Here is a 13,395-nt window from a genome sequence, read left to right as displayed (position 1 = left end):
ACGAAGGTTGCGGTTAGCGGGTGTGGCGAGGCTGGGCGGCACCACCATCAGTCGCTGCCGGGAAGGGACGATCATGACCGAAGCGCCGGAGATACCGGCCACGCTCGAGGAACGCATCCGGAACTGGAGCATCTACGCGCCGTGGCTGCAGCAGTCCACCGTCGAGCACTGGGAGGAGATGCGTGCACACGCGCCGATCGTCCGGTCCGAGCAACACGGCGGGTTCTGGATCCTCACCAGGTACGAGGACATCGAGTGGGCGGCGAAGAACCCGGACATCTTCTCCAGCGCCGAACTCACCGTGCCGCACCGGAGGATCTTCCACGAGAAGCTGATCCCGATCCAGCTCGACGGGGATGTCCACCGTAAATGGCGTCAGACGCTCGCCGAACTGTTCAACCCGAGCGCGGTCAATCACTTCACCCCGCAGCTGCGCCAGGCGACCGCCGACACCATCGAGCCGATCGTCCGCAAGGGACGGTGCGAGCTGATCTCCGAGTACGCCTCGGTGCTGCCGTCCGAGGCGTTCATGATCGCGTTCGGTATCGGCCGCGAACACCTCAAGGCATTCGTGGACCACAAGGACTGGCTGCGCCGGGTCGGCATCCCCAGCGCCCGTACCGACGAGGAACTGCGTGCGGCGAACAAGCCGCTGTGGGACTTCTTCGGAGCGGCCATCGACCGGCGCAGGGCCGAGGGCACCGAGGGCAGGCGGGATGTGATCAGCAGGCTGCTGCACGCCACCTACGACGGGCGCCCGCCGACCCGTGACGAGATGATCAACGCGTTGTTCGTCGCGATGCTCGCCAGCCTGGACACCACCTCCTCCCAGCTGAGCCTGGTCTTCCGGTACTTGGCCACGGACCCGGAGGCCCAGCGCACGGTCGTGGAGTCCCCGGAGTCCATCCCGCGCATCGTCGAGGAGCTGATCCGGCACGAACCGGTGTCCACCACCGGCCGGGTGGTGACCCGGGATGTCGAGCGGCACGGGGTCACCCTGCGCAAGGGCGACCGGGTGCTCATGTCCTGGGGCATGGCCGGGCGGGATCCGGACGTCTTCACCGACGCCGGGCGAGTCGACTTCGACCGTCAGGTGACCAGGCACCTCGCCTTCGGTGCGGGCCCGCACCGCTGCCTCGGCATGCACCTCGCCCGCCGGATCATCCAGGTGGCCGTGGAGGTCTGGCACGAGAGGATCCCGAGCTACCACCTGACCCCCGGCACCGAGCCGACGCACCACTACTCACCGGCACTCGGCGTGTTCGACCTCGACGTCACCGTGGGGGCGCCGGCATGAAGGTGCGCGTCGACCCGGAACTGTGCATGGGGCACACCATGTGCCAGGCCCGTGCCGCCGAGGTCTTCCGGCTCTCCGAGGAAGGCTTCAACGAGATGGGCGAGTTCGACGTCCCGGACGGGCTGGCCGCCGTGGTCCGCCGGGGCGCCGTGGCCTGCCCCGAACGGGCGATCACCATCCTCGACGGGCGGGACGGGACCTAACGCTTCTTGTCCGTGAGGGCTTCCAGGCACGGCTTCATCACGTCGGCGATGCGTTCCGGGTCGACCGTGCGGAGCGGGTCCAGTTCGAGCAGGTGGCGGCCGATGGTGATGCCGAGCAGCGTGCTGACCGTCAGCGCGGCCCGCAACTCCGCGTCGTCGCCGCCGATGACGTCGCTGATCTGGTCGAGCTGACGGGTGTTGGCCGCCCGGACCTGTTCGGCCGCCTCCGGATAGGTCAGCATCGAGCGCAGCAGGGCCAGCGAGGTGTCGGGCACCTCGCCGAGCTTGACGCCGAGGATGCCGAGCAGCAGCTCGGCCAGCTTCTCCTGGCCGCCCTCCATCGCCTCCTGGGACGACACCGTGATCGCCCGCCGGAACAGCTCGTCCTTGCTGCCGAAGTGCTGCATGACAAGTGCGGGGTCGACCTGGGCCTTGGCCGCCACCGCGCGGATGGTGGTCCGGTCGTAGCCGGACTCGGTGAACAGCGTGCGTGCGGCGGCGAGGATCCGTTTGGCCGTCAGCGCACGTCGTTGGGCGCGGGGCAGTTGTTCCTCGGATCTGGTCACGGTGCCACTGTACCCAAGTTCGCACAACAGGCGTTGACTGAAATCTGGTGCCACTTGTAGGGTCATTCACTCATCATCCGTTGAGTGAATGGAGTCTCGCGTGGCAACGTCCACGACAAACGCCGAGCGGACGGAGCTGATGCGTGTCCTGCCCGGCCTGCTGTTAGCGATGTTGCTCGCCCAGCTCGACGCGATGATCGTCAGCACGGCGCTGCCGACCATCGTGGGTGAGATGGGCGGGGTGGACCAGCTCTCCTGGGTCGTCACCGCGTACACCCTGGCCACGCTGGCCTCGACGCCGTTGTACGGCAAGTTCGGCGATCTCTACGGTCGCAAGTGGATCCTGGTCTTCGCGATCGTGGTGTTCATGCTCGGCTCCGCGCTGTGCGGCGCGGCTCAGACCATAGGCCAGCTCATCGCGTTCCGCGCACTGCAGGGAATCGGCGCGGGCGGCCTGCTGGTCGGGGTCATCGCGATCATCGGGCACCTGGCCACCCCTCGCGAACGCGGGAAGTTCCAGAGCTTCATCGCCGCGCTCGGCGCCGTCGCGATGATCGGCGGGCCGCTGATCGGCGGCTTCCTCACCGACGTGGCGTCCTGGCGGTGGGCGTTCCTGATCAACCTGCCGATCGGCGCGATCGCGCTGGTGATCGTCGTGACCCGGCTCAACCACGTCGGGCAACGGGTCGAGCACCGGATCGACTACCTCGGCGCTCTGCTGATCGCCCTGTTCGCCGTCGCGATCGTCCTGGTCACCAGCTGGGGAGGGGTGAAGTTCGACTGGGACTCGCCGCAGATCCTGCTGCTCGCCGCGGCCGGAGTGGTGGTGTTCGTCGCGATGCTGCTGGTGGAACGCAGGGCCGCCGAACCAGTGCTTCCGCTGCGGCTGTTCGCCATCCGGAACTTCAGCATCGCCCAGGTCCTGACCTTCCTGGTCGGGTTCGCGATGTACAGCATGGTCGCGTTCCTGCCGTTGTACCAGCAGTCGGCGCACGGCTATTCGGCCACCAGCAGCGGTCTGTTGCTGCTGCCGATGCTCGGGGCGTCGCTGGTCACCACCATGTACTCCGGCACCCTGCTGACCAAGACCGACAACCACCGGGCGATCCTCATCGGCGGCAGCTTCCTGTTCGCCGCCGGCCTGTGTCTGCTGCTGCTGGTCGACCAGGGCACGAGCGAGCTGCTGTTCTCGATCTACATGATCGTCTTCGGCCTCGGGCTCGGCGTGCTCTTCCAGGTCACCGTGGTCACCGCGCAGAACAGCGTCGAACGCGCCAACATGGGGGTGGCCAGCAGTACGGTCACCTTCTCCCGGTCCATCGGCGGTTCGTTCGGTGTGGCGTTGTTCGGCTCGGTGTTCACCGGGCGCCTGCTGGACGGGCTGGCACAGCGCCTGCCGGCCGACGACTACGCGCGGCTGGCCGGTGGGTCGGGGCGGCTCGACCCCGCCGGTATCGAGGGGCTCGCGGACTCGGTGCGGGAGGGCTACATGGCTTCCGTCGTCGATGCGACGCACATGCTGTTCGTGTGGGCGGCCCCCTTCGGGGTGCTGGCCTTCCTGATCGCCTTCGCGGTCCGGGCACACAAGACGGCCGAGTAGGAGGTGGTCACACCTTGGACGCCCGCCGGGCGCCCAAGGCGCGACCACCCTTGAGGCGAAAGCGGCCCGGCACCGGTTCCCCAACCGGTGCCGGGCCCTTTCGGCGCTGCGAACCGGCCGGTGCTCCGGACCGGGCCGGCGCTTTAGACCAGGCGTAGGCGTCCCTTAGCGAAGCTCTCGATTCTTGTGCTGAGTTTCGACACCAGAGAGGGGCGAGTCATGACTCAGACAGCCTTCGAGCTGCCGGGTTCCGCCGGCCGTATCAACACGCTGTTCGGTGGGAAGCTGCCGGTCGAGAGCATCTATGGACCGCACGGTTCCCAGATCTACAACCACTTCACCCGCAACGACCGCGCGGAGATCGACGACATGCTGCGCGTGTCCGAGCCGCACTCGGGGCCGGTGCTGGAGCTGGCGTGTGGCAACGGCCGGACGACCATTCCGTTCCTGGAGGCGGGTTACGACGTTGTCGGCCTCGACTCCTCGCCCGACATGCTGGCCCGGCTGTCGGACCGGCTGGTCGAGTCCGGGCGGACCGAGCTGGGGGACAAGCTCGACACCGTCGAGGGGGACATGAGCTCGTTCTCCCTCGGCCGCACGTTCGGCATCGTCCTGCTCGGCATGACCACGGTGTGGAACCTCGACGCGGAGAACCGCGCCGGTCTGTTCCGCTCCGTGCGTGAGCACCTGGCCGAGGACGGCCGGTTCCTGCTGACCCTGCTGGAGTTCCCCGGCCTCGACGACTCGGCGGCCCCGTTCGAGACCATCGTGGCCACCGACGCGCACGACAGCGTCGCCCCGGTCTCGGTCACCATGATCGAGCACGTCGACCCCGGCGAGCGGCGGCGGCTGACCAGCTTCGTGACCCATCGCGTCGTGGACGGCGCCGTCACCGACAGCCGGATCTACACGGCGTGGACCCACCTGATCACCCCGGCGATGCTGACCGAGGAGATCGAGAGCGCCGGGCTGCGCGTGCGCGAGATCCACGAGGTCAGTGTGCGCAACCAGATCATGAAGCACAGCGCCTACGTCGGGCGGCGCCGGGTGCTGCTCGAGGTCTCCCACTAGGGCCGGCGCATGTCCAACGAACTCGATTCCCTGCCCGCGACGCCGGGATCGGCGTCCGCGGTCAAGGGGCAGGGGACGGCGGTCTCGCTCGCGTTGATCGTGGGCTGTCAGCTGATGGTCGCGATTGGGTTCTCGTCGCTGAACATCGCCCTGCCGGCGATCAGGTCCGGGCTGAACCTCTCGCTCAGCGAACTGTCGTGGGTGACCAACCTCTACATGCTCACCTTCTCCGGTCTGCTGCTGCTCGGGGGCCGGGCAGGCGACCTGCTCGGCCGGCGCCGTGTGTTCCTGGCGGGCATCGCGGTGTTCACCGTGTCCTCACTGGTCGGCACGCTGGCCGACTCGTCGGCGATGCTGCTCGTCGCCCTGGTCGGGCAGGGTGCGGGCGCCGCGTTCGCCGAGCCGGCCTCGCTCTCCCTGATCGCGGTCAACTTCACCGAGGGCAGTCGCCGCGACCGGGCGCTCGCGGTGTTCGCGACCGCGGCCGGGCTCGGCCTGGCCGTCGGGCTGCTCGTCGGCGGCCTGCTCAGCGAGATCTCCTGGCGGGCGGCGTTGTTCGTGAACGTCCCACTCGGACTGGTCATCCTCGTGGGCACGCCGTTCGTGCTGCGGGAGTCCCCGCGCAACCGTGGCCGGTTCGACGTGGGCGGCGCCCTGACGGTGACCTTCGGAGTCGTCGCGCTGGTGTTCGGGCTGACCAGGGCCGGCTCGGCCGGGTGGAGCGACGGATGGGTGCTCGGCTCGTTCGCCGCCGCGATCGTGCTGCTGGTGTCGGCGGTCCTGGTGGAGGCGCGGGCGAGCCACCCCCTGGTGCCCTTGCACCTGTTCCGGAACGGGCGACGGGCGACGGCGTACATCAACACCGTGCTCGTCGGCACAGTCGGCGCGGGGATGCTGTTCTGCCTGACCCAGTTCCTCGAGGACATCGTGGGGTTCAGCCCGATCGAGGCCGGCTTCGCGTTCCTGCCGCTCGCGGTGACCCTGTTCGGCGCGGCCGTCGCCACACCGAGGCTGATCGCCCGCCGAGGGGCGAAAGCGGTCGTCGTCGCCGGGGCGGCCTCGTTGACGGCGGGCACGTTCTGGCTGTCGTTCCTCAGCTGGGACACCTCGTACGCGGCGGGTGTGCTCGGCCCGCTGCTGCTGATCGGGGCGGGGCAGGGCAGCAGTGTCACCGCGCTCAACTCGCTGATCCTGGCCGGGGTTCCGCATGGTGACTCCGGCGCGGCCTCCGGCCTGCAGCAGAGCACGATGCGCATCGGCGCATCGCTCGGGCTGGCGGCCACGGTAACCATGATCAGTACGGTCGGCCGTGCGGCGCCGGGTGAGGGCGGTGTTTCGACGGCACGGGCGCACGAGATCATGGCCGACGGGTTCGGGCGGGCTTTCGCCCTGTCGAGTGCGCTCATCGCCGTCGGCCTGGTGATCGCGGTGTTCCTGTTGCGCGACAGCCGTCCGGTGGCCCGACCGCACGAGAAGCCCTTGTCCTAGGGGTCACGACCGTGAGGGCAACGGTTTCCGGGCTTGACGTTCGACGTCGTCGGTCACCCGACCTGCTGAGGTCTCCGGGATCCGACGACAGCACGTGACGCGGCCGTTCTCCACGCTTCGAGATGTCGACCAACGAAGCGCGGGAGAACGGCCGTTGTCGATGAGTCTCCTCGTCGGCGTGCTCGCAGGCGCACCGTCGGGCTCGCTTTCCCGTCTTCGGGTCGAGTTCCACGAGAGCCTCTCCGCTCGCGCCGACGCGCGCATCGTGCTCACCAGCTCCGTGCTGTGTGCGAACGGGCCGGCGGACGCGAACACCCAGGTCGAACCGTCGCCGACGATCGACGGGCGGATCGCGTCGCGGCGTTGGAACCCGGCCGCGAGAGGTCGTGAAGTGCCCTCCGTAGCAGAAGGGCACGTGAGAAGGGCACATGGAGCCGGACGGCCCCGAGATCCCGAATCGTGACGGACTCCGGCCATGACCTTGTCCATCTCTCCCACGCTCTGAAGGCCGAAGACTCCTCGCCTGCCCTTGTCGGCGTACAGGTCTGCGTGCTCAGTCGGTTACGGCCGTACGTGCGCATGAAGCTGTACGCCCTGCCGGCGGCTTCCTGGAGGGGGAGCGTCGGGCGGGGCGAGTCCTGATCACGGTGCGGCCGTGCCGGTGGGGTTTCCGGAGGGGCAGGTGACGGCCCAGGCTGCCTCGATCATCCGGAAGATCTCGTCCAGCGCGGCGTCCGGACCGGGTGCTTCGCGGGCCAGTGAGTAGGCGTCGATCACGAACCTAGCGATCGCCCGACTCGCCGTCGTGGTCTGTGACAGGCCGGGATCGGCGGCGATGGCCGTTGCCAGCGACTCCGCGTGGCGCAGCCTCATCGACTCCTCGTACTCCCGCAGGGCGGGAGATCCTTCGATCATGCGCCAGATCGGAGTGGCGTTGTCCGCCGTGCAATGTCGGACCAGGGCCTGGATCTCGCGGCGTAGCGCGGGGATGAGCGGCTCGTGCGGTGCCCGGCCGGTGACCGCCTGCGTGAGGCGTTGCTCGAAGTCGTCGTCCTGCTCGAACACCAGGGCCTCTTTCGAGGCGAAGTGGGAGAAGAGCGTGGTGACGGCCACGTCGGCCTCGGCGGCCACGTCACGGATTCCCACCGCCTCGTACCCGCGTTCCAAGAAGAGCCGGAGGGCTGTGTCGGCGATCTTCTGGCGGGTCGCGGCCTTCTTGCGCTCACGGCGTCCGGGCGGCACGGTCATGCGCTGACGCTATCAGACACGAAAATGCAGCAACTCCAAAAAGCTAACGGTTAGTGTTATGGTGCTCCGCATGAAGAAAGTGAGCTTCGCCGAGTTCGGTGGTCCGGGCGTTCTGCGCCTCGTGGACGCCGAGGAGCCCCACGCGGGCCCCGGCCGGATACGCATCGCCGTGCGGGCGGCGGGCGTGAACCCCGTCGACTGGAGGATTCGTGAAGGCCAGAAGCTGGGGGCCCATCCGATCGAGTTGCCCTCCGGAGTCGGGCTGGACGCCGCCGGGGTGGTGGACGAGGTCGGCGAGGGCGTCGAAGAAGTCGAGGTCGGTGACCAGGTGTTCGGCGAAGGCTCCAGCACCTATGCCGAGTTCGCCGTGCTGTCGGCCTGGGCCCGCATGCCCGAGGGGCTGACATTCGAAGAGGCGGCCGGGTACCCCTCCGTGGTGGAGACCGCGCTGCGCATCATCCGCGAGGTCGGTGTGCAGTCCGGGCAGACGCTGCTGGTCAGCGGCGCGTCCGGAGGAGTCGGCTCAGCGGTGCTGCAGATCGCCCGCGACCGCGGCATCACGGTGATCGGCACGGCTGGGGCCGCGAACCAGGAGTATCTGCGCAGCCTGGGCGCCCTCGCCACGACGTATGGCGAGGGCTGGGTCGAGCGGGTGCGGCAGCTCGGCCAGGTCGACGCGGCCGTCGATCTGGCCGGCTCGGGTGTGATCCGCGAGCTCGTCGATCTGACCGGGAACCCGCGGAAGGTGGTCTCCATCGCCGATCTCGGTGCGCCGGAGCTCGGTGTCCGATTCTCCGGCGTGGCCGGGAGCGTGCCGGAAGCGCTCGCCGTGGCCGCCGACCTCATCTCGCGGGGAAGGCTCCATATCCCGGTCGAGAAGTCGTACACACTCTCCGAGGCCGCGGCGGCGCACATCGACAGCCAGGCGGGCCACACGCGCGGGCGCCGGGTCGTAGTCGTCTGAAAGCCGGACAGGCGATCCGGGCTCAGGCTTCTCCGGAATCGGTACCCCGTCGGGTGGCGGCCTCGCCGTGGTGGCCAAGGGCCTCGGCGATGGCCGGGGCCCTTGGCCACCGGAGACGAGATGGCGGATCGATGAGGTGCGGGCTCGCCGAGGGGAACACCGACGCGGTCGACGTCCGCGGGGGCCCTGGAAGGCGGGGCGTGTCCGCCACCCCGGGATGACGGATGACCACGGCCTCCGAGACGTTCGGACCGGCCACGCGGCCTGTCCCGCGTACATGTCCGCGTACCTGGTCATGCGCATGCGCGTCCACGCCCACAGCCCCGGGCCCGGTACGCCGTGTGCCCGGCGACTGCCGCCGGCACGGCTGGGGTGACCGCACTCGGCAACTCGGCCACCGGCCCTCGCCCTCCCGGTCTCCACCCGCTGGGTGAGGAGGGCTCGCGCAGCGGCCGGGGCCTCGGACGGCGGCACCCTCCGCCACCAGCGGAAGTGAGGCGGTGCCGTTGCATCGGCACGCCGTTCACCTTGAACTTTAGGGACCGACAAGGCCGTCGCAAGACGGGGCTAAGAGGCCCGGCCGACACTGGTGCCCGTCAAGGAAGGTTCCGCACGTTTCGCAGCGGCCCGGCTCGCTCGACGTCTGTGCCGCAGCTGCCGCAAGCCCCGGACACGACCGGTGCGAGGACTTCGCTCCATCGGCTCGTCGGGCGACCGAACCCACGGTAGACGCACCGACCTCCCTTGACGGGGGCACTGGCCGGAAGAGTCGAGCGAAGGCGGGGTTGCTGGATGGCCGAGGGGATTGCCGGGAACGCGGTCGCGATTGTGGGCATCTCGTGCCGGTTGCCGGGCGCGGAGGATCCCGCCGCGTTCTGGCGGCTGTTGCTGGCCGGCGAGCACGCGATCGCCGAGGTCCCTTCCGGCCGGTGGACACCGACGCCTATGACCAGGTTCGGCGCCTTCCTGCCGGAGGTCGACCGGTTCGACGCCGCGTTCTTCGGCATCAGTCCACGCGAGGCCGCACTGCTGGACCCGCAGCAGCGGCTCATGCTCGAACTGGCCTGGGAGGCCGCGGAGGACGCCGGGGTCCCGCCGACGAGCCTGCGCGGCGGCCGGACCGGCGTCTTCGTCGGCGCGATGTGGGACGACTACGCATCGATCGTCCGCAACGCCGGGATGATCGGCCAGCACGCGATCACCGGGGTGCACCGCGGCATCCTCGCCAACCGGGTGTCCTACGTTCTCGGGCTGCGGGGGCCGAGCCTCACCGTCGACACCGCGCAGTCCTCTTCGCTGGTCGCGGTGCACCTCGCGGTCGAGAGCCTGCGACGGGGAGACTGCGAGACCGCGATCGCGGGTGGGGTGAACCTCAACCTCTTCGCCGACAGCGCGCTGATGGCCGCCCAGTTCGGTGGCCTGTCCCCTGACGGCCGCTGCTATACCTTCGACGCGCGCGCCAACGGTTACGTACGTGGCGAAGGCGGCGGCGCGGTACTGCTCAAGCCACTGGCCCGGGCGCTCGCCGACGGCGATGACATCTACTGTGTGATCCGCGGCGGTGCGGTCAACAACGACGGTGCGACCGACGGTCTGACCGTGCCGAGCGCGGCGGCACAGCAGGACGTCGTGGAGCGGGCCATGCGTGACGCGGGCGTGCGCGCGGCCGACGTACGGTACGTCGAGCTGCACGGAACCGGCACACCCGTCGGCGATCCGATCGAGGCGACCGCGCTCGGCGCCGCGCTCGGCGGTGACCGGGCCGAGCCGCTGCTCGTCGGGTCGGCCAAGACCAACGTCGGGCACCTGGAGGGCGCGGCCGGGATCGTCGGCCTGCTGAAGGCCACCCTGAGCATCCGGCACGGGGAGCTGCCGGCGAGCCTGAACTTCACCGAACCCAACCCGCGCATCCCACTCGACGAGCTGCGCCTCAGCGTGGTCACCGAGCCGAGGACGTGGCCGGGACCGGCGGTCGCCGGGGTCAGCTCGTTCGGCATGGGCGGCACCAACTGCCATCTCGTCCTGGCCGGGGTCGAGCGGCCGGAAGGCGTGCCCCGGCCGCCCGCCCCGTCCGCCGGGCCGTGGGTCCTGTCCGCGCGCTCGCCGGCCGCGCTCCGGGCGCAGGCCGGACGCCTGCTGGACGCCCTGCCCGCCGGTGAACCCGGTGATGTCGGGCTGTCGCTCGCCACGACCAGGTCGGCGTTCAGGCACCGGGCCGCCATTCTCGGCCAGGATCCCGCCGTCGGACTCGCCGCGCTCCGCGACGGCACGGAGTCCCCGTCCGTCCTCACCGGACAGGCCGGGGCGGGTGGCGGCACGGCGTTCCTGTTCACCGGCCAGGGCAGCCAGCGGACCGGCATGGGCCTGCAACTGCGTGAGCAGTCAACCGTGTTCGCGGCGGCGTTCGACGAGGTGTGCGCCGAGCTCGACCGGCACCTCGACCGGCCGATGGCCGAGGTGATCGCCGACGGCGTGGCCCTGCAGCAGACCGGTTACGCACAGCCCGCGCTGTTCGCCGTAGAGGTCGCGCTGGCCCGTCTGCTCGAACACTGGGGCATCCGCCCGGACATCCTGTGCGGACACTCCATAGGGGAGCTGGTCGCCGCGTACCTGGCCGGTGTGCTCGACCTGCCGAGCGCGGCGGCCCTGGTGGCCGCGCGTGGCCGGCTGATGCAGCAGCTGCCGCCCGGTGGCGGGATGGCGGCGATCGAGGCCGCCGAGGACGAGGTCCGGCCGGTGGTGGGGGAGTTCCCGGGTGTGGACGTCGCCGCGGTGAACGGTCCACTGGCGACCGTCGTCTCCGGGGACCTGGACCAGGTGGCGGAAGTCGCCGCCGTGTTCCGCGAGCAGGGCAGGCGGACCAGCTCGCTGCGGGTGAGCCACGCGTTCCACTCCGGGCTGATGGATCCCATGCTGGAGGAGTTCCGCCGGGTCGCGGAGGGGCTCGACTACTCGTCTCCGTCGATTCCGGTGCTGTCCAACGTCACGGGGACACTGGCCGGGGACGAGCTGGCCACGCCCGGCTACTGGGTGCGGCACGTGCGGGCGACCGTCCGGTTCGGTGACTGCGTGCGCATGCTGCGGGACCACGACGTCACGGCCTGTGTCGAGCTCGGCCCCGATGCCGTGCTGAGCGCGATGGCCCGGCCGTCCCTTCCGGACACCGTGCAGGTGATCCCGACCCTGCGCCGCGATCACGAGGAACTGCCCGCACTGCTGGCGACGCTCGGCCGGGCGTTCACCGCCGGAGTCGAGGTGGACTGGCGGGCCGTGTTCGGGCGGGCCGAGCGGGTACGCCTGCCTACCTACGCCTTCCAGCGGGAACGGCACTGGGTGGACACCGGGGAGGTCCAGCCGGCCGCACCGCAGACGGAGGTGTCGTTCGCCGGCAGGCTCGCCGAGGCGAGCAGGGACGAGCAGGACACCATGCTGCTCGACCTGGTCCTCAGTACCACCGCGACGGTGCTGGGACATGTGACGCCGGACGCGGTCGACGTGGAGCGGGCATTCCGGGAGCAGGGGTTCGACTCGCTGACCGCGGTCGAGTTCGGCAACCGGCTCTCCGTCACCACCGGGCTGCGACTGCCGTCCAGTCTGCTCTTCAACTACCCGACGCCCATGGCGTTGACCGAGCATCTGTACGCCGAGCTGCTCGGCGACCGGGCCGTCGCCGAGCCGGTTGCGCCGGTACGAGCCGTCGACGACGATCCGATCGCCATCGTCGGGATGGCCTGCCGCTACCCGGGCGGGGTCGCCAACCCGGCGGATCTGTGGGAATTCGTGGCCGGCGAGCGGGACGCCATCGGTCCCTTCCCCACCGACCGGGGCTGGGATCTCGACGCACTGTTCGACCCCGACCCGGCCGCGCGAGGGAAGTCGTACGTGCGGGAGGGCGGCTTCCTGTCCGACGCCGCCGGGTTCGACGCGGAGTTCTTCGGCATCGGTCCGCGCGAAGCGGCGGCGATGGATCCGCAGCAGCGGATCCTGCTGGAGGTCTCGTGGGAGGCGCTGGAGCACGCGGGTGTCGAGCCGAAGTCCTTGCGGGGCGGCCACACCGGGGTGTTCGTCGGTGCGACCGCGCAGGAGTACGGCCCCCGGCTGCACGAGCCCGCCGACGGTTTCGACGGGTACCGGCTGACCGGTGGCACGGCGAGCGTGGCGTCCGGCCGGATCGCGTACACGCTGGGGACCGAGGGACCTGCGGTCACGGTGGACACGGCGTGCTCGTCGTCGTTGGTGGCGCTGCACCTCGCGGTCCGGTCGTTGCGGCAGGGCGAGTGCACGATGGCCCTGGCCGGCGGAGCGACCGTGCTGGCCACTCCTGGCATGTTCGTGGAGTTCAGCCGGCAGCGCGGCCTTGCGCCGGACGGGCGTTGCAAGGCGTTTGCGGGTGGCGCGGATGGTACGGGGTGGGGTGAGGGTGTCGGGATGGTGTTGCTGGAGCGGCTGTCGGATGCCGAACGCAACGGGCATCATGTGCTGGCTCTGGTGCGTGGTACGGCCATCAATTCCGATGGTGCGTCGAACGGGCTGACCGCGCCGAACGGGCCCTCGCAGCAGCGGGTGATCCGTGCCGCGCTGCGGGACGCGGGACTGTCCACTTCGGATGTGGATGTGCTGGAGGCGCATGGGACGGGGACCGCGCTGGGTGATCCGATCGAGGCCGAGGCCGTGCTCGCGACCTACGGCCGCTCCCGTGAGCATCCGCTGCTGCTGGGATCACTGAAGTCGAACATCGGTCATACCCAGGCCGCCGCCGGTGTGGCGGGGGTGATCAAGATGGTGCAGGCCATGCACCACGGGTCCCTTCCCAGGACCCTGCACATCGACGAGCCGACCCCGCACGTCGACTGGACGGCCGGTGCGGTCAGTCTCCTGACCGAGCCCGTCTCCTGGCCCGAGACCGGACGACCGCGGCGGGCCGCGGTGTCCTCGTTCGGGATCAGCGGCACCAACGC

9 protein-coding genes are annotated in these 13,395 nt (G+C 70.0%); 7 read left to right on the top strand and 2 right to left on the bottom strand.

The features are described from left to right. The first annotated feature begins 73 nt into the window (after window positions 1-73). Window positions 74-1,297 carry a cytochrome P450 gene (locus AB0D53_RS40360; protein ID WP_362454342.1) on the top strand — a complete coding sequence of 408 codons (1,224 nt, stop codon included), beginning with the start codon at window positions 74-76 and terminating at the stop codon, window positions 1,295-1,297. After that, on the top strand, window positions 1,294-1,500 hold the full coding sequence (locus AB0D53_RS40355) for a ferredoxin (protein ID WP_362454341.1): 207 nt from the start codon (window positions 1,294-1,296) through the stop codon (window positions 1,498-1,500). Before AB0D53_RS40360 ends, AB0D53_RS40355 begins: the two co-directional genes overlap by 4 nt. Here the strand turns inward: AB0D53_RS40355 and AB0D53_RS40350 are convergent. Further along, window positions 1,497-2,066 (bottom strand): TetR family transcriptional regulator, encoded by a 570-nt coding sequence (locus AB0D53_RS40350; protein WP_362454340.1) that lies wholly within the window; start codon window positions 2,064-2,066, stop codon window positions 1,497-1,499. The two genes, AB0D53_RS40355 and AB0D53_RS40350, sit on opposite strands and share 4 nt — an antisense overlap. A gap of 100 nt (window positions 2,067-2,166) precedes the next feature. Between AB0D53_RS40350 and AB0D53_RS40345 the strand changes: the two genes are divergently transcribed. The 3 genes from AB0D53_RS40345 (at window position 2,167) to AB0D53_RS40335 (ending at window position 6,225) form a co-directional block, all read left to right on the top strand. Then, a complete protein-coding gene (locus AB0D53_RS40345) occupies window positions 2,167-3,666 on the top strand; it encodes an MDR family MFS transporter (RefSeq protein WP_362454339.1) in 1,500 nt (499 codons plus the stop codon). A gap of 219 nt (window positions 3,667-3,885) precedes the next feature. Continuing rightward, window positions 3,886-4,737, top strand: coding sequence for a daptide-type RiPP biosynthesis methyltransferase (gene mpaM, locus AB0D53_RS40340; protein WP_362454338.1), 852 nt, complete (start codon window positions 3,886-3,888; stop codon window positions 4,735-4,737). A 9-nt stretch (window positions 4,738-4,746) separates the two neighbouring features. Beyond that, window positions 4,747-6,225, top strand: coding sequence for an MFS transporter (locus AB0D53_RS40335; protein WP_362454337.1), 1,479 nt, complete (start codon window positions 4,747-4,749; stop codon window positions 6,223-6,225). Between the two features lie 642 nt (window positions 6,226-6,867). Here the strand turns inward: AB0D53_RS40335 and AB0D53_RS40330 are convergent. Further along, entirely contained in the window at window positions 6,868-7,473 is a 606-nt protein-coding gene (locus tag AB0D53_RS40330; protein WP_362454336.1) for a helix-turn-helix domain-containing protein, read from the bottom strand. 70 nt (window positions 7,474-7,543) lie between these two features. Here AB0D53_RS40330 and AB0D53_RS40325 point away from each other — a divergent pair, with 70 nt between their 5' ends. Next, window positions 7,544-8,437: an NADP-dependent oxidoreductase gene (locus AB0D53_RS40325; protein WP_362454335.1), complete on the top strand. Its 894-nt coding sequence runs from the start codon at window positions 7,544-7,546 to the stop codon at window positions 8,435-8,437. Between the two features lie 792 nt (window positions 8,438-9,229). Beyond that, window positions 9,230-13,395 (top strand): beta-ketoacyl synthase N-terminal-like domain-containing protein (locus AB0D53_RS40320; protein ID WP_362454334.1); only part of this gene is annotated, 4,166 nt, incomplete at its 3' end.

This window comes from Streptomyces sp. NPDC048295, assembly GCF_040652135.1.
Taxonomy (GTDB): domain Bacteria; phylum Actinomycetota; class Actinomycetes; order Streptomycetales; family Streptomycetaceae; genus Streptomyces.
The sequence above is the reverse complement of the archived record's forward strand: the minus strand, read 5'-3'. Positions and strand labels throughout refer to the sequence as shown.

Coding starts and splice junctions, on each gene's coding strand:
- AB0D53_RS40360 (WP_362454342.1), top strand. CDS start 74: ATGACCGAAGCGCCGGAGATACCGGCCACGCTCGAGGAACGCATCCGG.
- AB0D53_RS40355 (WP_362454341.1), top strand. CDS start 1,294: ATGAAGGTGCGCGTCGACCCGGAACTGTGCATGGGGCACACCATGTGC.
- mpaM (WP_362454338.1), top strand. CDS start 3,886: ATGACTCAGACAGCCTTCGAGCTGCCGGGTTCCGCCGGCCGTATCAAC.
- AB0D53_RS40335 (WP_362454337.1), top strand. CDS start 4,747: ATGTCCAACGAACTCGATTCCCTGCCCGCGACGCCGGGATCGGCGTCC.
- AB0D53_RS40330 (WP_362454336.1), bottom strand. CDS start 7,473: ATGACCGTGCCGCCCGGACGCCGTGAGCGCAAGAAGGCCGCGACCCGC.
- AB0D53_RS40325 (WP_362454335.1), top strand. CDS start 7,544: ATGAAGAAAGTGAGCTTCGCCGAGTTCGGTGGTCCGGGCGTTCTGCGC.